Genomic DNA, 20254 nt, shown 5'->3' on the forward strand with positions numbered 1-20254 from the left:
ACCCAAAAATGTTGATAGAATAAGCGGGGGTTTCGCTAGATTAATGGGCGTTTTGGATAGAATGCCGATTTCCGCAGCCAATCCACAATAAAAAACCAGGCACTCCTCCCCAAAACTAGGGTGCCTGGTCCAATTTCTTACTATAATCCTATACAGATAGCACTTTCTTCACTTTACTGATTGCCCAATCGAGATCTTCCTGTGAAATGACAAGAGGTGGAGCAAAACGGATCACCGTTTCATGTGTTTCTTTGCATAGGAGCCCTTCCTCTTTCAGCTTCTCACAGTATGGACGGGCAGATTCTGTCAGCTCCACGCCAATAAACAATCCTCGCCCACGAATGTCTTTGATGATAGGATTGTTTATTTTTCGCAATTCCTCCTGCATGTAGTTTCCGAGCTCGAAGGACCGCTCGACAAGCTTTTCTTCCTCGATTACTTCGAGGGCTGCCATGGAGACGGCACACGCAAGCGGGTTTCCTCCGAAAGTGGAGCCATGTGACCCGGGATTGAATACGCCTAGAATTTCCTTGTTTGCTGCAACGCATGAGATAGGGAAGACTCCTCCGCCCAGTGCCTTGCCAAGGATATACATATCCGGCTCTACATTTTCCCAGTCACACGCAAACAATTTACCAGAGCGGCCAAGGCCAGCCTGGATTTCATCTGCTACATACAGGACATTGTTCGCTTTGCAAACGTCGTAAGCAGCCTTCAGGAACCCATCGGCAGGGATGTTGATTCCGGCTTCCCCCTGGATCGGTTCGAAGATGAATGCAGCGGTATTAGGGGTAATCGCACTCTCCAAAGCTTCGATACTTCCATATGGAATAACTTTGATTCCCGGAAGCATCGGTCCGAAGCCTTCCTGGTACTCTTCGCTTGATGACATGGAAACGGCTGTCATGGTACGTCCGTGGAAATTGTCTTCACAAACGATGATTTCCGCTTGGTTGACGGGAACTTCCTTTACATCGTAGGCCCAACGGCGAACTGCTTTAACCGCTGTTTCCACTGCTTCAGCTCCAGTGTTCATCGGCAATACCATGTTTTTATTTGTCAGTCCTGCGACTTTTTCATACCATGGTCCAAGCTGGTCATTATGAAATGCGCGGGAAGTTAAGGTTATTTTATCTGCTTGATCTTTCAATGCCTGAATGATCTTTGGATGACGGTGGCCCTGGTTCACAGCGGAATAAGCGCTAAGCATATCCATGTATTTATTGCCTTCCGGATCCTCCACCCAAACTCCTTCCGCCTTGGATATGACGATTGGAAGCGGATGATAGTTGTTTGCTCCAAATTTTTCAGTAATGCTGATGATGTCGTGAGTTTTAGTGGTCATGTATGAAATACCTCCATCTAATCAATGTAATGGCTTTCAAAAAATATTATAGCATTGTTAAAATTCAAAATCTTATATTAAGGGAAAAAATACGATTTATTTAGGTTTTTTAGCAAAACATGGTATGATACAAGTATTGTATTTTACTTGAATGTAAGGAGGGACAAGCATGACACATGCACATATTTCTACTTGGGCAGTTGCACTGATTCTATTTGTTGTAGCGATTGCTTTGCAAAAAAGCGGCAAAGCCAAAGGAGCAAAAATCGTTTCCATGGTTTTACGATTGTTCTACATATTGATTGTTGCTACAGGAGTACTTCTGCTTTGGAACATTAATCTTACAGGGGACTATATCATTAAAGGGATAATGGGGATTGTTGTTATCGGCCTGATGGAAATGATCTCTGTTCGCACTAGAAAAGCCAAATCGACAACTGTCCTATGGGTCATTTTCGTAGCCGCGCTTGCGTATGTCATCTATTTAGGATTCAGTTTGGATATGGGAATGAATTTCTTCTAAATCATCTGCAAAAATGTCTGATCATCATCCATTGATGTCAGACATTTTTTTTTGCCATACATCACCAATATTCTTTTATGAATGTTTTCAATTTTACATGTTTTCCGTTCTATAACTATGGTAAAGTTAAACTGAATAAATTGTAAAATATGCACTTGTTTTTGCAAAAAGGTGTAGAACGCATGGGAGTTTATGCTTATGAAAACTTTAAATCTCACATATCACAATCCAAAAGATATAGTTCTATTTATTCAAGAGCATGATATAGACTCCTATTCTGAGGTACTTGTCCATATGTACGCGGGTTCTATGGATAAGGATGAACTAAGTGGAATCATTGAGGAAATCAAAGGTAATCTCCCTCAGGCACAGATTGTAGGTGCTACAACTGATGGGGAAATTTCCAATGGGGTGATTTCCACCAATAGTATTGTCATCTCCTTTATGATGTTTGATAAAACGCGTGTACATACCGTGATGTATCCCCTTGAGGAAGGTCAAGATTTGGATAAATTGGGACAGAAGATTGTACAGGAAATGATTACGGAAAAGACGAAGCTTGTTTTTCTTTTGGCTAATGGCCTTCATTTCGACTACGATCTGTTGGCTCAGGGGCTGGGACAATATTCAGATAAAACAGAAACGAAAATATATGGAGCATTGGCAGGTGCGAACGGTGAGTTTGGCGAGACCTATGTTTGGTTGAATCAACTGATTACAGTCAATGGACTAGTGGCGATTGCTCTTGATAGTGATGATTTGCAGGTTTACCCATTCTCGAATCACTGCTGGAAAGAGATTGGCACCTCATTTCTTATGACAAATGCAGAAGGGAACATCATTCATTCTATTAATCATGGTACCCCCTTTACCATTTTGAAAAAATATCTGGGGGAGCAGTTTGTTAATGAGCTGCCACAGAGTGGAACACAATTCCCAATGATGACGATCCGAAACGGAAAGAAGACTCCTTTATTTATCACACAAGTATTGGAGGATGGCGGAGTCAAGGTGGATAGAAGGGTATACGGAGGGGAATCCTTCACGTTTTCCTATGCCGATGCCCAGGGAATCATAGATACGACGAAATTACAGATAGAAGAGCTGGTAAATAAATCGGTGGAATCCATCCTGATTTTAAACTGTATGGCTAGAAGAAGATATTTCGGTCATTTTGTTGAAAAAGAAATCAAAGCTTTGCAAGAGATTGCACCTACCATAGGATTCTTTTCCTATGGGGAGATTGATCATTCCTCAAGGGGTCAAGTGGATTACGTCAGCTTTTCGAGCATCACCCTTGCCATGAGCGAATCAGCGGAGATCAAGAACAGGTCCCCTTTGACGGTTGATTTTGAAATGCCGAATGAAACAAAGGCCGTTCTGTCGCTTACCCATTTGGTGGATGCATCTTCGCGGGATATTGCCAAACTTAATAAGAGCATTGAAAATTCGGAGCAGCGATATAAGTCTTTGTTTGAGCACAATTCTGATATTGTGTTTTCCATTGATCTTTTCGGTAGGGTGCTAAGTGTCAACCCCAGATTCTCGGAAATTTTCGGGTTCACCGAAAAGCAGATATTGAAGAAAAGCGCGTTAAGCTTTTTGAAGTCCTCTGACGTGGAACGGGTATCCAATCATTTCTTTCAGGCCTTGCAAGGGATAGAGCAAACCTATGAAGTGGAGCTCATGGAACGGGATGGCCAGGAACGTACCTATCTGATCAAGCACATTCCGATTATCGTTAACGGCGAACGCGCAGGGGTATATGGAATAGGCCGAGATATTACAGCTCAGAAGAAAGCCGAAGAGCGCGTCGCATACTTGGCTTATTTTGACGCTGCCACAGCCTTGCCGAACAGACAGAATTTCAATGATCGTTTAACAGAAGAAATGGATGAAATCAAGAAAGCGAAATCAAAGCAGAAGCTCGCAGTACTGTTTATCGATTTTGATCGATTTAAGCTCATCAATGACAGCCTGGGTCATTATGTAGGGGATAAATTGCTGATACATATTATTGATAGAATCAGGAAAATCCTGCCTAACAAAAGCTATCTCGGCAGGTTTGGTGGAGATAAATTCACCCTTTCTTTATCCGACTATAAAAGCATTGATGAAGTCATCAACATTGCCCAGGTACTATTGAATACAATCAATATGCCGATTCTTTATAATGAGCAAGAATTCTATGTGACAGCAAGCATCGGAGTAAGCCTATTCCCAAGTGATGGCGTGAACGCAGAAAGTTTGTTAAAGAATGCGGACGCTGCCATGAACCAGGCAAAAAAGCTTGGAGGGAATCGCATGAAATTCTATTCCAATGATATGAACCATCAGGCCATGTTCAGGATAGAGCTGGAGAGTTATCTGAGAAAAGCATTGGAAAAGAACGAATTTTTCCTTTGTTACCAGCCCTTTATCGATATACAGTCGAAGCGGGTAATTGGTGCTGAAGCGTTGATTCGGTGGGATCACCCGAAATTGGGTCTGGTCTCTCCGGCGGAATTCATCCCATTAGCGGAAGAAACTGGCCTTATCACCGATATCGGAATATGGGTTCTTCGTTCAGCCTGTCGCGAGGCCAAAAGGTGGCAGGAAATAGGTCTAGGATATATGACCATCTCCGTTAATGTATCAGCACATCAATTCCAGCAGCCAACCTTTATTGAGGAAGTGAAGAATGCATTGGTGGCCAGTGGTCTCGCACCTTCCTATCTTCAGCTGGAGCTTACCGAAAGCGTCATGCTCCGCAATGCCGCCTACAGCATTGCGGTCATGCAGGAGCTACAGGAGCTGGGGGTCCAGCTTTCCGTTGATGACTTCGGTACCGGATATTCCTCGCTAAGCTATTTGAGGGACTTGCCCATCAATAACTTAAAAATTGATCGGAGTTTTATTAAGAATCTCCGCTTTGACTCTAAAGATGTAGCTATCGTCCATGCAATTGTTACAATGGGGAAAGGGTTGAACCTCAAAGTGATTGCAGAAGGGATAGAATCCGAGGACCAATTGCTGTTATTGGAAAAACTCTCCTGTGACGTTGCCCAGGGATACCACCTATCAAAGCCGCGTGAGCAGGAAGAGTTTGAAAGGTTTATCCAGGAGCGTCTCCTGAGTTTCATATAAAAAGCAAAAGCACCGTCGATCAGCAATTATGCTGAAAACGGTGCTTTTTTATTCCGCTTTCCGGCGTTCCAAGTTCGTGAACAGATAGCGTTTGCCGGTCTGTAGCGTATATTCAAAACGGTCCGAGTGATGCTTTCCTCTTGTAAAGTGGTGCTGCACACTGCAGATGAAGGTTTCATTATCATAAACAAAGAAATTGACGCCTTTATGATCTTTGCCGGTCTCCATGAATTGCATCGCATTATGACAAAAGATGCAGTCATAAAGAGAAATCTTTGAGGAATTCAGGAGCTTTGTAAAATGGAAAAAGGCATCTTCTGAAAGTTCCTCCAAAAATTCCATATAGGCTAATGGAAGCCGTTTTCTGACTCTGACGGCATCTCCATTATTCAGCTCATATAAATGCTGGGTTTGAAGTAATACCTCCCCTGTTTCCAGAAGTACGCCAGGAACCCATTCATTGGATAATAAGACTTCTATTCCGTCCTCCGTTATTTCTTCCAGCAAAAAGGCCTCATCATCCTCCGCTTCAAAAAAAATCCACTGCTCATTAATGTTCTCGATGGTTCCACACGTATAGGAACGTTTTTGGCCGTAAATGATGTTTTTTCTTTTTTGCAGATTCACAGGGCTTCCTCCAATGCGAAACATAGTAGTAATAGGAATCTTCTCTTTTCCCAATTCTGTCCCACTTTCAAAACCTTTAAACAGGGACTCTTTTACTTTCTTACATTCCCCATCTTTTGAAAAAATATATGGTAGAAAGACAAACATGGAAAAATGATGGATGTGTCGCAATAATTCATGGTATAAGCCCCAATTGCATAGTATAAAAAAGCCTTAATTTGTCTTGAGGCTAGCCTGAAAATGCGGTGTGGTTGTTAAACACCCTGTTGATTTCCGTTCCAGGGGGCAGCGATCGCGGGCGGCCTCGGGAGCCTCCTCGGCGCTAAAGCGCCTGTGGGGTCTCCCTTGACACGCTGCTCCCGCAGGACAAGGAAGGCTCCGGCAGCGATACATCGCACGCAGAAAATGCTTGCATTTTCAAGGAGTCTCACCCCTTGCACTCCAATCAACAGGGGAGACTGCTTGATTTGATGTCCCCCGTTCTTCCTTCATGAGGTTAGTCATTTATGGGAATGTTTTTTTATTGAATCGGAAATCAACAGTAAAGATAATCGAGCCTGTCTTTAAAAAGGAGTGTTGAAAATACTATGTGTGGAATTACTGGATGGATAGATTATCAGAAATCAATCAGGCATGAGGAGGATACGGTAAAAAAAATGGCCGAGACATTATCGTTCAGAGGGCCTGATGATACAAATATCTGGATGCAGGATCATGTGGGATTCGGGCATAAACGCCTTGTGGTGGTAGATCCCCAGGGTGGAGTGCAGCCGATGACCAGAAAGAAGAACGGTCAACAGTTTACCATCTGCTACAACGGGGAGCTTTATAATACGGAGGATATCCGAAAAGAGCTTGTGAAAAAAGGGTATACCTTCAGTGGGCATTCGGATACGGAAGTGCTACTGACATCCTATATGGAATGGAAGGAGGAGTGTGTTCATCATCTCAATGGAATCTTCGCTTTTGCTATTTGGGATGAGGAGAGGAAGCAGCTGTTCATTGCGAGGGACCGCTTGGGAGTAAAACCATTATTCTATCATGAAAAGGATGGGAAACTATTATTCGGTTCTGAAATAAAAGCAATTCTTGCACATCCTTCCGTTTCGAGTGCAGTAGGGCATGACGGTTTGGCCGAGATTTTCGGACTCGGACCATCACGTTCTCCGGGTCATGGACTTTTCAAGGATATCAAGGAGCTTCGGCCTGCCCATCTATTAACCTATTCCAGAAAAGGGCTTAAAATCAGCCGCTATTGGAATGTAGTAAGCAAGCCTCATACGGATAGCTTTGATGAAACGGTGGAAAAGGTCCGCGTACTTTTTACGGACGCTGTTACGAGACAATTGGTTTCTGACGTTCCTGTATGTACCTTCCTATCAGGGGGATTGGACTCAAGCGCCATCACAGCGATTGCCGCCAATGCATTCAAAGAAGAAGGAAAGCCTCCATTACACACCTATTCCATCGATTACGAAGAAAATGATCTATATTTTAAAGCCAATGAATTCCAGCCGAACTCGGATGAATATTGGATTCGTAAAATGACGGAAACCTTTGGAACGGTCCATCATTACTCCGTAATCTCTCAGGATAACCTGGTGGCAAATCTGAGAGAGGCTGTGCTTGTGCGCGATCAGCCGGGGATGGCGGATATCGATTCTTCCCTGCTTTGGTTCTGCAGGGAGATCAAACAGAATTATGTGGTAAGTCTATCCGGGGAATGCGCGGATGAAATTTTTGGCGGTTATCCTTGGTTTCATCGACCAGAGGACCTTGCTGCAAGGAATTTCCCGTGGATGCGGTCTACGGATGCGAGAATGGACCTGCTTCGTCCGGAATGGAAGAAAAAACTGAAACTGGACGATTATATTACAGCCCGTTTTGAAGAGACGGTTGCAGAAACTCCAAGGCTAGATGGCGAGAGCAGTTTGGAGGCACGGAGAAGAGAGCTTTTCTACCTGAATATGATCTGGTTCATGACGACATTGCTTGATCGCAAGGACAGAATGAGTATGGGAGCGAGCCTCGAGGTGCGAGTACCTTTTGCTGACCACCGCATTGTCGAGTATGTCTGGAATATCCCTTGGGAAATGAAGATGCATGGCAACAGGGAAAAAGGGCTGCTTCGGAAAGCACTGGAGGGTGTATTGCCTGATGAAGTTCTGTACCGTAAGAAGAGTCCTTATCCAAAAACCCATCATCCGATCTATACACAAGGAGTTAAAAAGTGGTTGAATGAAATTCTCGAGGATAAACAGACTCCATTGCTTGAATTCTTCCAAAAGGAAAAACTGCAGCAGATTATCGATTCTGAAGGAAAAGCTTTTCAGGTTCCCTGGTTCGGCCAGTTGATGACAGGTCCCCAATTATTGGCGCATCTTGCACAAATACACGTATGGTTCTCGGAATACAGTGTTACAATAAAGGGATAAATTGTTAAAGAGTAAAAGTGTATTTTACTCGACATGAATCTCCCTCAGCGCTGCTTGCCAGAGGGAGAAAATTTTTATTGCAAATAAGGACATGCTTCTTTCTTTTTCAGAGCATAAATTCTTGTGCATACATAATGTATTGTGTATAGTATTTGTATAATGTTTGTTTAACCAAAAAGGTGTTTCGGTGGAGATGAGGAGGCATAACAAAATGAGTAAAGAAATGATAATTGTTGGAGCTGGGCCGGGAGGTTTGGCGGCAGCGATGCTACTGTCGGCAAGAGGGCATAGTGTGACAGTGGTGGAAAAGCAAGCCCATGTAGGGGGACGGAATTCGAGTATAAAGCTTGATGGATTTACCTTTGATATGGGTCCAACCTTTTTGAGTATGCCTCAAATTGCCGAAGAAATATTCGAAGAGAGCAAACGGAATCTTCATGATTACTTGGACTTACGGGAATTGGAAGATATGTATGAACTGATTTTTCCAGATAAATCCTTTACGGTCACGAGGAACGCGGAAAAAATGAAAAGAACGATAGAACAGTATTTTCCCGGTGATGGTGCTGGCTATGATCGTTTCATGGAAGAAACGGAAAAAAAGATGGCTGCCTTGACTCCCATCCTGCAAGGGAAAATGGACCGTTTCCATCACTATCTGCAGTGGAAAGTTATCAAAGCGCTTCCGCACCTGAGTTTAGGAAGCAGCTTATATGACCAGTTAAGCAAATTCTTCTCAGCCGAGCAGCTGAAATTGGCATTCACCTTTCAATCGAAATATTTGGGGATGTCCCCATGGGAGTGTCCTGGTGCTTTTTCCATCCTCTCCTATATGGAGCATGCGTACGGAATCTATCATCCAATCGGAGGCGTCAATCAGCTTTCTGAAGCAATGGCGAGGGTGGTAAAGGAAAATGGGGGCAGTATTCAACTGGGAAACGGAGTTCAAAAGCTTTTGCTCGAAGGAAAAAAGGTCGTAGGAGTTCTAATGGAGGACGGTTCTGAAATGAAAGGGGATGAAGTCATTGTCAACGGTGATTTTGCCCATGTGATGACCAATCTGGTTGATGAAGGAATCTTAAAGAAGTACAGTAAAAGCAAACTGGAAAAGAAGAAGTACTCGTGCTCCACTTTTATGATTTATCTGGGACTAGACAAGGTTTATGACACCAACCACCATACCATCATCTTTGCTGACGACTACAAAAAGAATGTAGAAGAAATCACAGATAGCAAAAAACTATCCGAAGACCCTTCCATCTATGTGCAAAATGCATCCGTGACAGATCCGACCCTGGCACCGGATGGAAAGTCAGCGCTTTATATACTGGCTCCGGTCCCGAATAATTTCAGTGAGATAGATTGGGAGACCCATAAGGATACGTTTAAGGGACTTGTTTTTGATACCTTGGAAAAAAAGAGCGGATTTAAAAACCTTCAAAATCATATTGAAGTGGAGAAAGTGCTGACACCACATGATTGGGAAAAAGAGATCCTTGTATACAAGGGGGCAACCTTTAATCTGGGGCATCAGCTTTCACAGATGATGGTCCTCAGACCGCATAATAGATTTGAAGAACTCGAGAACTGCTGGCTCGTTGGAGGTGGAACCCATCCTGGAAGCGGTCTGCCAACCATTTTAGAGTCAGCAAGGATTACAGCCAATCTCTTACAGGAGAAACATCAAAATGTTGAAAAGAACAGTGTAACATCACACAGATTGGAGCGGGCCCAATGACTACTCAACATATCGCGATTGCTGGTGCTGGAATAGGCGGAATGATAACCGCACTTCTTTTGAAAAAACAGGGATTTGACGTCTCCATCTTTGAAAAAGAGAAGAAAGCGGGAGGACGGCTTGCTTTTATAGAAAGAGAAGGATACCGGATTGATAAGGGCCCTACCATCGTACTGCTTCCTGAAATGCTGACAGAAATATTGGAGGAAGCCGGTGTACCAAAAGAAGCATGGGAGCTCATCCCTTTGGACACCTTGTATTCCATCCATTTTCGAGATGGTACAGTTTACAGGAAGCATCGTGATGCAACCGTGCAGAAAAGGGAAATTGCAAGATTGTTTCCTGGCCAGGAGGAAGGATTCGACCGTTATATGGAAGAGATGCAAAAAAGCTTTATGATTGGCAAGGCCTCCTTTCTCGAAAAGTCGTTCACGAAGAAAAAAGACTTCTGGACCTGGAAGAACATCGCTTCGTTATGGAGATTGAAAGCTTATCAATCGACCAAAAAATATGCCTCCACTTTTTTTTCCGATACACGTCTCCAGGAAGCCTATTCCCTGCAAACCCTCTATATCGGTGGTAATCCACAAACTGCTCCTGCCATGTACAGCCTCATCCCTTACAGCGAGCATGAGCATGGTATCCATTACGTCAATGGCGGTTATGCGTCGCTCGTGGATGTTCTGGTTCAACAGATCAAGGATAAAGGAATCAGGCTGCATCTTGACTCCAAAGTGGAAGAGATAGAAAAAGTAGGAGGCATGGTAGCTTCGATCAAAGTAAGAGGCAGGAAGATTAAAATCGATGGATTGGTATGGAATGGGGATTTCCCCTCCATTCAAGAAGTAACAAATGAGCAGAGGAAATATACACCATCCTCAGGCTGTTTCCTTTTCTACTTTGGTGTAAAGGGCAGTTACGATACGGATGTACATCAGTTTTTTATGAGTAAAAACTTTGACTGTCATATGAAAGAAGTGTTCAAAGAAAAAAAGGTGCCATCTGATCCCTCCTTCTACACATTTAATCCGAGCCTCATTGACCAAAGCTTGGCCCCTGACGGGAAAAGTGTCCTGTATGTACTGGTTCCGGTCCCTTCAGGAAGTCATATAGATTGGAGCAGTGAGAAGGAGTTTATCAATAGGATGATGGATAGGATGGAAGCGGAGGCCTTTCCGAAATTAAGGGCAAATATAGAATGGATGGAAGTGCACACACCGAATGATGCGGAAGTGGAAGGCTTGTATCAGGGTGGAAGCTTCGGTATCGCACCGGAATTGTTTCAATCAGGGGTCTTTCGCCCTCAAGTCAAGCCAACACAATTGAAAAACGTCTATGCAACTGGTGCTTCCGTTCATCCGGGTGGTGGCATTCCCATAGTCATGCAGAGCGCCCGGCTTGCCGCCAATCAGATAATAGCCGATTTTGCCCATTACTCTTCGACGAAGGATGTGAATATTCATGAACGAATTGGTGAAAGCATATCAACATTGTGAAAATATCATAAAAGAGAACTCGAAGACTTTCTACAAAGCATTTATGCTGCTGCCGGCTGATAAGAAAAAAGCGGTATGGGCTGTCTACGCTTTTTGCCGGCAAGTGGATGATATAGTGGATGAGGGAAAAAACCCGAAAGAAGAGTTGCGTAGATTCAAGGTATATTTTGATGAATTTCTGAAAGGGAAGCTGCCCACATCAGATCCAATGTGGCTTGCCCTTCAGGATGTTTTCACCAACTATGAAATGGATATCGAAGCCTTCCGCGATATGATAACCGGCCAGGAAATGGACCTTTATAAGAAGCTGTATTATACAGAAGAAGAGCTAATGAACTATTCATACCATGTGGCCAGCACGGTTGGTCTGATGCTGCTGCCGATACTGGCTCCGAAAAATAAAGAAGTGCTGAGGCAGGATGCCATTGCACTTGGCCAGGCCATGCAGCTAACCAATATATTAAGAGATGTAGGGGAGGATCTCACGCGTGATCGAATCTATCTTCCTATCAATAGATTGGAAGAGGCGGGCTATTCTATTCATGAACTTCAGCAGCATGTCGTCAACAAGGCCCTCATCTCCGTTTGGGAGGATATTGCTGCAAAAGCGGAACGCCTATACGAACAGGCATTAAGTACGTTAGATCTATATCCGACCCATTCCCGTACGCCAGTAAAAGGTGCTGCCTATCTTTATCGCGCAATCCTTGGCTCGATCCGTAAAAAACACTACTCAGTTTTCAAGACCAAGCATTATGTTTCAAACGATGAAAAGCAGCAGATCATATCACAAATATAAAAAAGATAATGACCTAACCACTCCTTAACAATTGGAGAAGGGGGTCTTTTTTTGGGAGGCTTTAATTTACAAAAAAGTTGGTTAGGATTTGTGTAAACTAGCTGTTGATTGGAGCAATAGGCGGAGACTCCTGCGGGAGGCAGCGGTAGGCTGGAGACCCCACAGGGCAAAGCCCGAGGAGGCTCCAGCACCGCCCCTTGGGTCGCTGCGCCTAGTGCGGAAATCAACAGCGGTGTTCAAAGAAGACTTTTTTATATGCATCATTATAGCTATAGAATTGAAGATAAATAACAGCTATTATATAGAAAAATATGGTATGATTAGGTAAATAACTACGGGTAAAATTGGCTGGGTAAGGTGGGGTGGATAAAATGAAGCTCAAAACACTTTTATATCTTTCATCTTCTGTCATAGCATTATTAGTAGTGAATCTAGTGGATAAATATTATGATGAAATGTCCCTACTGGTCAGCTTTGGATTGCTATTGGTGATTCACTTTATCCTATTCTACCTGATCGATGTCATTTTACAGAAAAAAGAAAGAGCTGTTGGAAAGGGGACGGGGATCACCTATATCTTCTTTCTTTTCTGTGCTTCGATATCTATTGTCTACTTGATATGATAAAAAGGCTGCAGCGCCCTGTAAAAGGTGTGGCTGCAGCCTTTTCTATGCATTCCATTCTCTGACGATCGCGTCCGCCACATTCATCCCTGATAATGTAACCATCGGAGATCCGCCGCCTGGATGGGTGGAGCCTCCTACAAAGTAGAGGTTGCCTATATCCTGGGCTTTGTTCCTTGGACGGAAGAATGCATCCTTTTTTCTGTTGGAAGCCACTCCATACAAAGCCCCTTTATAGGCTCCGAATTGGGATTGTATATCTTCTGGCGTTATCAGTTTTTCCTCCAGGATCTGGCCGCTGATGGATACACCCTGTTTCTCCAAACTCTGATAAATAAGCTCCTTGTATCTTTCCGGAAAACCATCCTTCACACTTTCCTTCTTTACTGCAGGGGCATTCGCCAAAATGAAGAGATTGTCTCCGCTGGGACCTTTTTCCGGCTCCGTAACAGAGGAATTGCTTATGTAGATGGTAGGACTCTCAGGATATTTCTTTTCTGCAAAAAGTTCCTTGAACTCTCTTTCATAGTCGGAGGAAAAATAGACCGTATGATGAAGCAGCTGCTTGTTCCGTGTTTTCAGACTGGCAAGGGCAACAAAGGCTGAAATGGATGGTTCAAAGGAGGCAGCTTTCCTGTCTGAGAAATGTGGGCGGTCCTTTTCTTCGACAAGCTCTGGATATGCTGCAAGCAAATCGGCATTCATGACAACCAAGTCGCATGAATAGGATTCCCCATCTGCGACCGCGACTGCTACCGCTTTGCCATTTATGACTTGTATACTTGTCACCTGGCAGTCTGTACGAATCGTCACACCTGAAATTCTTGCGACCTTCTCAAAAGCTTCAGCAATTTTCCAGTTCCCGCCCCTCGTGTAATATACTCCTTCCACAAGCTCCAAATAGGCGATTAAGGCAAATGTCGCTGGTGATATATAAGGGGATGAGCCTATATAAGTGGCATAGCGATCAAGGGCCTGCAAAATAAATGGATCCGAAAAATACCTGCGATAGAAATGGTGCAGCGATTGCAGGGGACGTACCCTGCAATCGCTGCACCAAGGCCTGGTGAAAGATAATCCGTGTAGGATGTAAAGCTCTTACGGAAAAATTGCGAGCTTCCAAGCTGGTAGAGCCTTGTAATTTCTTTGATAAAGGATTCATAGTTCTTCGCACCGGTCGGATCCAACGTACTTAACTGATCCTTCATTTTTTCCTGATTTGAACTGAAATCAAGAACCTTTCCATCAGAAGAGACGTTTCTGGTATGAGTATTCAGTTTGATGAAATTCAAATACTCATCGGGATTCTCCCCGCTAAGCCGGATGACCTCGCGGAACACATCCGGCATGGTAATGGTATTCGGTCCAAAATCGAAGTGCGCGTCCCCGAGATTCACCTTCATCAGTTTACCACCAAGATGACGATTTTTTTCGAGGAGTGTTACGTCAAAACCTTTTGTTGCAAGGGAAATGGCAGAGGATAGTCCGCCAAGCCCTCCTCCGATTACAACAACCTTCTTCATTTATATGCACGTCCTTTCCATAGGTAATGTTCTTTTTTCAAGCTTTTCCACATGGAAGCATGCATGATGACCATAAAAGCGAGTGCGCTTAGAGGCATTAGCAGACAAAGAAAGGCTTTTTGCTTTGTTTGCAGATCTACATAAAGCTTTTGGATCCATACAAGCAATAAGGGGAGGATATACCAGTATCCGTAAAATGGAGCAAGTAGTGCCAATGGCAAGGGCAAGAAATAAAAGATCGAATAAAAAATCGTTAATCCAGCCACAATCCAAGGTGATCTTCCTATTCCGATATAGATATTCTTCAAAAAGCCTGACCACACCTCTTCATTTGTCTCGTACATATGGCATGTCACATACGACGTTGGATTCACCAGGTTTACTGCAAAGCCGTGCTGTTTCATCACCTTTGCCAGATGAACATCTTCGACAATGGAGTCCCATACTGCGCGATGCCCTCCAACAGAAAGGTAGGCGTTCCGCTCAAAAAACATGAAAGCTCCATGAGCGGCTGAGGCCTGTTTGTAGCTGGAATAATTGGCTAGGGCCAAGGGCAGATGAAGCCAAATGACAAAATGCTGCATGGGGACAAGCAATTTGCTTAACCATGAGGTAACGGGGAACCGTGGGAAGCCAGTGACAAGCTGAACCTTTCCTTGTTCGAAAAAAGGTAGAAAGTTCTCTATAGTATCTGGCTGCAGTCTTGCATCTGCATCGAGAAAAAGCAGAAAGTCCCCTGATGCATTCTCTGATAATTGATGACATGCATGCACTTTACCGGCCCACCCCTTTTCTAATGGTACCCCTTCTATAAGCCGGAAACGGTTATCATGCCTCGTCTGAGCTTGTGCCAGGGCGAGGGTGGAATCTGAGGAATGATCATCCAAAAGGACATATTCAACATTGGCATAGGATAACTTTTGCAGATTCTGAATCAAGGGTATGACATTCCTTTCTTCGTCTCTCATAGGGACCAAAATGGACACTAGTGGTGTAAAATCCGGGATTGGTTTCTGGAACCGTGGGAAAAAAAGGCCATTTACCAGCATCCCTATTAATGAAAGAAGAAGAAAACCTGATAAGAGTAAGACGAGCTGCTCCATTGTATATCCCCTCCACGCTATAAAAGATTTTCAAAATCACCCGTGTTTTCCATTATCACGTCGTGTTTTAATTGATTTAGATGATCAGTAAATAACCTCTCCAGGGCAATATTCTTCTCTTTGGATGAAGTACCAGGCAGATCAGTCGCCGTTACCGCAGCGCATACTCTGATATGAATTTCGGGCTTACGCTCTCTCCCGAAAGAATAGTAGAGGCATACAGGTACGATAGGAACGTTGGTGTTTTTTACGATATGAAGGGCCCCTGGCAGAAATCCCAGGGGCCGGATTTCCTGATGTCGTTCGTCTCCTTGGGGAAATAGCCACAACGTCTTGTTTTCTTGTAATCTTTCTTTTGCGTACTGCAGGGAAAGTACAATATCCTTAGGGTTCTGCCTGTTGACGGAGAATGCCCCGATTTTACGGAAAAAGGGGTAGTCCTTTATTCCTTTTTCGTGCATCATTACATAGCTTTCCTGCATAATGACATGGCGATTCAGATGGAACACTGCCAGTGCGTCCCACCATGTACTGTGATTGATGACAAATAAGGAAGGGGAGGAAGGAATGGAAACGGCTGCTCCTTTGGAAAAAAACACTCCCCGAAAATGAAATTTTAAGAAACGCTTATTGAAATGATCAAAAAAATAATCAAATGCTCTGCTTTTTTTTGCTGGTATCATGAATGAACTCCTTGTTTTTTTTCGTTCCGGCATAAAGGAGGAGGGCAGGTATGATCGTGGCGAAGAACGCCAGATATAATTGTGAGGATAATGCAATCATGCAAAACATGCCCACCATCAGACCGTATAGTACATACATATTCTTTTCCCAATAAGCATTCTCCTTTGAAGAAGTATAGGAAGTGAAAAGCAGTAGTATCAGATGGAAAAGCAGGGACAAACCAAACCAGCTGTAGAAATTGAACATAGGGATGTTATAGTAAAAGCTTTCTCCATTCCAGATCCAATATTCCTTCGCAATAAATGCAACGGGGTCGATGATTAAATCGAGCACTACCGTTGCAACGGCTGCCACGACAGCTTTCCACCATAAAGGCGAAGCAGGAAAGATGCGAAGGGCCATCACATGGGACGTAGCAATTACCATCACCCAGGCAAAGCCGATTGTGATCGGCACGTCTAAAAGCATCGGACCAAAATAGGAGTTGTAATAATAGTCTCCGAACAGGAATCCATACTTGACGCCAATGTGTTCGGCAGCAATGGACGAAAAAAAGACGAAAAAAGTGTAAAGCATTCCGAAGGTTTTATAGTTTTTAATAAAATATATTGCACCCAGTGAGCCTGCTGTTACAAGAAATACCACATTCGCCCACTCCAGCCATGAAGGGAGAAGATCGAATGTTAACAGAACCACTCCGCAAATGTACCATAGAATAAAGAAACGAAAGACATTCCTCTCCCATTTACTGACCATAACTATCACCTCTAGGAGGAATTATACCACTTTAGTTAAATGTATGTATATGTTTTGTATACATGAAAAAGCGATCCAAACGGAATGGATCGCCATTGTAGATTACTATGATTGCCTATAAGAGTTTCTGTTAAACTTGCTTGGCTTTCTGTTTGGTGCTTCCAAGGTTGTTTAACCGGTGGACGAGTCCCGTTCCGAATTCCGGTGCTGAGCTGTTATCAGAGAATACCGATTCTCTGAGCTCGTATGCGGAGGAACCGTGCTCAGCAAAATCGAGGCCTGAAATTTCTTCTTCCTTTGTAACGCGGATGCTGGTAAAACGGGTAACAAGGAAAAGGAAAGCGGCTACTGTTGCACCGGTCCATGCTATTACCGCCAAGATTCCTATTGCCTGGATCCCCAATTGACTGGCACCACCACCATAGAAAAGGCCGGTTGAAGTGGAGAATAATCCTACAGCAAGTGTACCCCAAATCCCGCACACTCCATGAACAGCAATGGCCCCTACAGGATCATCCAGTTTTAACACTCTGTCAATGAAGGAAACCGATTCAACCAGAATCACACCTGCGATTATACCGATAATGATGGCGCCAATCGGTGAAACGTCACCTGTTCCTGCGGTGATCCCTACCAAACCTGCCAATGCTCCGTTCAGCGTAAGGGAAGCATCCACCCGCTTATAGCGGACTTGAGAATAAAAAGCGGAGGCTATTACTCCTGCAGAAGCCGATAATAGGGTGGTCGTAATGACATGCGGGATAAGCTCGGGATCAGCAGCAAGCGTGCTTCCGCCGTTAAATCCGAACCATCCGAACCAAAGAATGAAAACTCCAAGTGCACCTAAAGGGATATTATGACCTGAAATGACATTCACTTTGCCGTTTGAATATTTGCCAAGTCTGGCGCCTAAGAATCGGACCGCAACAACAGCACCGAGCGCTCCGGTCAGATGCACGACCGTGGATCCCGCAAAGTCAGTAAAGCCCATTTCCGACAGCCATCCTCCGCCCCATACCCAATGTCCCACAACTGGATAGATCAAAGCCGTCATCACAACCGTGATAAGAATATAACTGCTAAGCTTCATTCTTTCTGCCACTGCCCCGGAAATGATTGTTGCGCATGTGGCAGCAAACATTGCCTGGAAGACGAAGAAGCCGATGTCCCCTTCGCGTCCTGAAAGAAAGAATCCTTCTGTCCCGATGAAGCCTTCTGCAGATGAGCCGAACATAAAGGCATATCCAACTGCCAGATAGAGGATGGAACCGATGGAAATGGTAAGAAAGTTTTTCATCAGGATATTAAGAGAGTTTTTGGAACGTGTAAACCCTGACTCCACCATCGCAAATCCTGCATGCATAAAGAATACAAGCAATGCACCAATCATGATCCACACCATATCCATGGAAATGCTCAATGTTTCCACTGTCGGAGCTTGGGCATGTGCCGTAGAACCAAGCAATAAGCCGCCTGTCATCATTAAACCGATTTTCTTTTTCATATAGATCAACCCTTCCTGTAATGGTTAGATAATTGCAAGTTTGCCAGTTTCCCCGGTACGAATACGAATGGCATCTTCAATATGGTAGATAAATATTTTTCCGTCTCCTACAGAATTGGTGCTGCATGTTTCCTGTATGATCTGGACGATTTCATCGACAAACTCCGCTTCTACGACCATTTCGACTTTTACTTTCGGGAGAAGTTTGATTTCAAACGTATTGCCCCGAAACACACCCTGCTGTCCTTTTTGCTGACCGCATCCTGCCACCTCGGAAACGGTCAGGCCGTTTATCCCTACTTCCTCGAGGCGTTCACGAAGGCTGCGAAAAGTTTCTGGACGAATGATTGCTTCCACCTTTTTCATAGTCATCTCTCCTTTTTAATAATGTTATATTTCCTAACATCATATGGTATGTTTATTATCATATTTCATATTTACTCACTTTGCAATACGAATTTTCGAAAAATTCAGGCGAAAACGTTTACAAGTATGTAAGGAATTCTGACAATTGTACGAAAACATAAAAAAACACCCCCTATAATGGGAGTGCATCTGTAATTTGTTTTCAGTTAGGAAGCATTTTTCGATTCTGATGCAACAAAGGATTTATTTACCCAGACCTTTGACCTCCAGCGTCGCAGCATGATCAGGCCTCTAAGCCATTCGTCCATGATCATGGCAATCCAAACACCAATAAGGCCCATTCCAAAATGGATTCCAAGCACATAGGAGACTGTTACGGCAATGCCCCACATAGATAGGATTCCAACATAAACAGGGAACTTTACATCCCCTGCAGCCCGCAGCGAGCTGATGACCACCAGATTAAAGGAGCGGCCGGGTTCCAATATGATGGTTAGGAGAATCAATGTACCTCCAAGTGCGATAATATCAGGATTGGTAGTGAAAAATCCTAAAAGGGTATCAGAGAATATTGCAATTGGTACCGCGGTAAGGATGCTTATCAAAATTGCCAAACGCAAGCTTTTTATGCATCGTTTATATGCATCCTCTATATTGCCCGCACCGATTTGGTGGCCGATCATGATCTGCGTACCTTGACCGATGGCAACGCCGAAAAGGAAGATGAACATCATCAAGCTCTGTGCATAGACCTTGGTGGTTAACGCTTCCGTTCCGATCATCACGATGAAAAAGGTGATGACGATCTGGGAGGTATTATAGGAAAGATGCTCTCCGGCTGAGGGAATGCCGATTTTCAAAAGATTTTTCAAATGTTCCATCGGTAATTGGAAAATTCTTTTGAAAGGAAGAGGCTCTTCAATCCGTTTAAATAACAAGACTGAAATGACGATTAGACCAAGTGCACGGCTGACAACAGTCGAAAGGGCAACTCCCTCCACTCCGAGCACAGGGATTCCGAATGGCCCGAAAATGAACAGGTAATTACCGACGACATTCAGGATGTTCATTCCGATTGTCACATACATGGCATCCCTGGTAAATCCGTAGCTTCTGATGGTGGCTCCCATTGTAATGACAAGTGCCTGGACAAATGAGAATACCCCGACTATTTTCAGATAGGAATCAGCCTCTGCCAGGAGCTCTGGAGGAAGATTCATTAGCAACAGTAATTGTGAACTGAATCCAAAGACAATCAGACTAATGACAATGCTGAATGCAAGGTTGGCACCGAGGGATACTACGGTAACTTCAGAGGCTAGGGTTCTATTTTTTGCTCCGAGGTACTGAGCAACCAGGATGGAGGTCCCTGTTGCAATAAAGCCGAACATGACAATAAGCATGAATAGAAGCTGATTTGCCACCCCGACGGCGGCTACTGAGTCATCTGAGTACTGGCTCAGCATCAGGATATCTGCATTTCCCATTACCATATGCAATAATACTTCTATGAAAATTGGCCAGGTTAAGGCGAAAAGGGTCAATTTCTTCGTGTTTGTTTCTTTCATTAAGTTACTCCTTTTGATGATTCCGACATAAAACAATT

At 43.9% G+C, this 20254-nt stretch carries 17 protein-coding genes; 7 read left to right on the plus strand and 10 right to left on the minus strand.

Annotated elements, in window-relative coordinates; all coding sequences use genetic code 11:
* Positions 1–148: 148 nt before the first annotated feature.
* A complete protein-coding gene (locus ACFVAD_RS14820) occupies positions 149–1345 on the minus strand; it encodes an ornithine--oxo-acid transaminase (RefSeq protein WP_386641494.1) in 1197 nt (398 codons plus the stop codon).
* Between the two features lie 169 nt (positions 1346–1514).
* Between ACFVAD_RS14820 and ACFVAD_RS14825 the strand changes: the two genes are divergently transcribed.
* Both ACFVAD_RS14825 and ACFVAD_RS14830 read left to right on the plus strand, forming a co-directional pair.
* On the plus strand, positions 1515–1868 hold the full coding sequence (locus ACFVAD_RS14825) for a YisL family protein (RefSeq protein ID WP_386641497.1): 354 nt from the start codon (positions 1515–1517) through the stop codon (positions 1866–1868).
* Positions 1869–2066: 198 nt separating this feature from the next.
* On the plus strand, positions 2067–4994 hold the full coding sequence (locus tag ACFVAD_RS14830; RefSeq protein ID WP_386641500.1) for a bifunctional diguanylate cyclase/phosphodiesterase: 2928 nt from the start codon (positions 2067–2069) through the stop codon (positions 4992–4994).
* Between the two features lie 48 nt (positions 4995–5042).
* Here ACFVAD_RS14830 and ACFVAD_RS14835 read toward each other — a convergent pair whose 3' ends face one another.
* Positions 5043–5621: a DUF2777 domain-containing protein gene (locus ACFVAD_RS14835; RefSeq protein ID WP_386641503.1), complete on the minus strand. Its 579-nt coding sequence runs from the start codon at positions 5619–5621 to the stop codon at positions 5043–5045.
* A 587-nt stretch (positions 5622–6208) separates the two neighbouring features.
* Here ACFVAD_RS14835 and asnB point away from each other — a divergent pair.
* The 5 genes from asnB to ACFVAD_RS14860 all read left to right on the plus strand — a co-directional run bounded on the left by asnB (position 6209) and on the right by ACFVAD_RS14860 (position 12712).
* The gene (gene asnB / locus ACFVAD_RS14840) at positions 6209–8056 is read left to right on the plus strand and encodes an asparagine synthase (glutamine-hydrolyzing) (RefSeq protein ID WP_386641506.1); all 1848 of its coding nucleotides are present in this window, start codon (positions 6209–6211) and stop codon (positions 8054–8056) included.
* Between the two features lie 211 nt (positions 8057–8267).
* Entirely contained in the window at positions 8268–9794 is a 1527-nt protein-coding gene (locus tag ACFVAD_RS14845; RefSeq protein WP_386641509.1) for a phytoene desaturase family protein, read from the plus strand.
* On the plus strand, positions 9791–11290 hold the full coding sequence (locus ACFVAD_RS14850; RefSeq protein ID WP_386641512.1) for a phytoene desaturase family protein: 1500 nt from the start codon (positions 9791–9793) through the stop codon (positions 11288–11290). The genes ACFVAD_RS14845 and ACFVAD_RS14850 overlap by 4 nt, the downstream gene beginning before the upstream one ends.
* Complete coding sequence (locus tag ACFVAD_RS14855) at positions 11256–12089, plus strand: phytoene/squalene synthase family protein (RefSeq protein WP_386641515.1); 834 nt, start codon at positions 11256–11258, stop codon at positions 12087–12089. Before ACFVAD_RS14850 ends, ACFVAD_RS14855 begins: the two co-directional genes overlap by 35 nt.
* A gap of 371 nt (positions 12090–12460) precedes the next feature.
* Entirely contained in the window at positions 12461–12712 is a 252-nt protein-coding gene (locus tag ACFVAD_RS14860; RefSeq protein ID WP_386641517.1) for a hypothetical protein, read from the plus strand.
* A 45-nt stretch (positions 12713–12757) separates the two neighbouring features.
* On the opposite strand, the gene ACFVAD_RS14865 is transcribed toward ACFVAD_RS14860, so the two are convergent.
* The 8 genes from ACFVAD_RS14865 to ACFVAD_RS14900 all read right to left on the minus strand — a co-directional run bounded on the left by ACFVAD_RS14865 (position 12758) and on the right by ACFVAD_RS14900 (position 20216).
* The gene (locus tag ACFVAD_RS14865; RefSeq protein ID WP_386641930.1) at positions 12758–13744 is read right to left on the minus strand and encodes a phytoene desaturase family protein; all 987 of its coding nucleotides are present in this window, start codon (positions 13742–13744) and stop codon (positions 12758–12760) included.
* Positions 13660–14235, minus strand: a complete 576-nt coding sequence (locus tag ACFVAD_RS14870; RefSeq protein ID WP_386641520.1) for a phytoene desaturase family protein — start codon at positions 14233–14235, stop codon at positions 13660–13662. Before ACFVAD_RS14870 ends, ACFVAD_RS14865 begins: the two co-directional genes overlap by 85 nt.
* On the minus strand, positions 14232–15338 hold the full coding sequence (locus ACFVAD_RS14875; RefSeq protein WP_386641522.1) for a glycosyltransferase family 2 protein: 1107 nt from the start codon (positions 15336–15338) through the stop codon (positions 14232–14234). Before ACFVAD_RS14875 ends, ACFVAD_RS14870 begins: the two co-directional genes overlap by 4 nt.
* A gap of 17 nt (positions 15339–15355) precedes the next feature.
* Positions 15356–16021 (minus strand): lysophospholipid acyltransferase family protein, encoded by a 666-nt coding sequence (locus ACFVAD_RS14880; RefSeq protein ID WP_386641525.1) that lies wholly within the window; start codon positions 16019–16021, stop codon positions 15356–15358.
* Entirely contained in the window at positions 15990–16778 is a 789-nt protein-coding gene (locus tag ACFVAD_RS14885) for a carotenoid biosynthesis protein (RefSeq protein WP_386641528.1), read from the minus strand. The genes ACFVAD_RS14880 and ACFVAD_RS14885 overlap by 32 nt, the downstream gene beginning before the upstream one ends.
* Before the next feature lie 130 nt (positions 16779–16908).
* Positions 16909–18282, minus strand: a complete 1374-nt coding sequence (locus ACFVAD_RS14890) for an ammonium transporter (RefSeq protein WP_386641531.1) — start codon at positions 18280–18282, stop codon at positions 16909–16911.
* A 24-nt stretch (positions 18283–18306) separates the two neighbouring features.
* Positions 18307–18648, minus strand: a complete 342-nt coding sequence (locus tag ACFVAD_RS14895; RefSeq protein WP_386641534.1) for a P-II family nitrogen regulator — start codon at positions 18646–18648, stop codon at positions 18307–18309.
* A gap of 206 nt (positions 18649–18854) precedes the next feature.
* Complete coding sequence (locus ACFVAD_RS14900) at positions 18855–20216, minus strand: MATE family efflux transporter (protein ID WP_386641537.1); 1362 nt, start codon at positions 20214–20216, stop codon at positions 18855–18857.
* Positions 20217–20254 lie beyond the last annotated feature (38 nt).

This window comes from Sutcliffiella sp. NPDC057660 (genome assembly GCF_042800035.1).
Classification (GTDB): Bacteria; Bacillota; Bacilli; order Bacillales; family Bacillaceae_I; genus Sutcliffiella_A.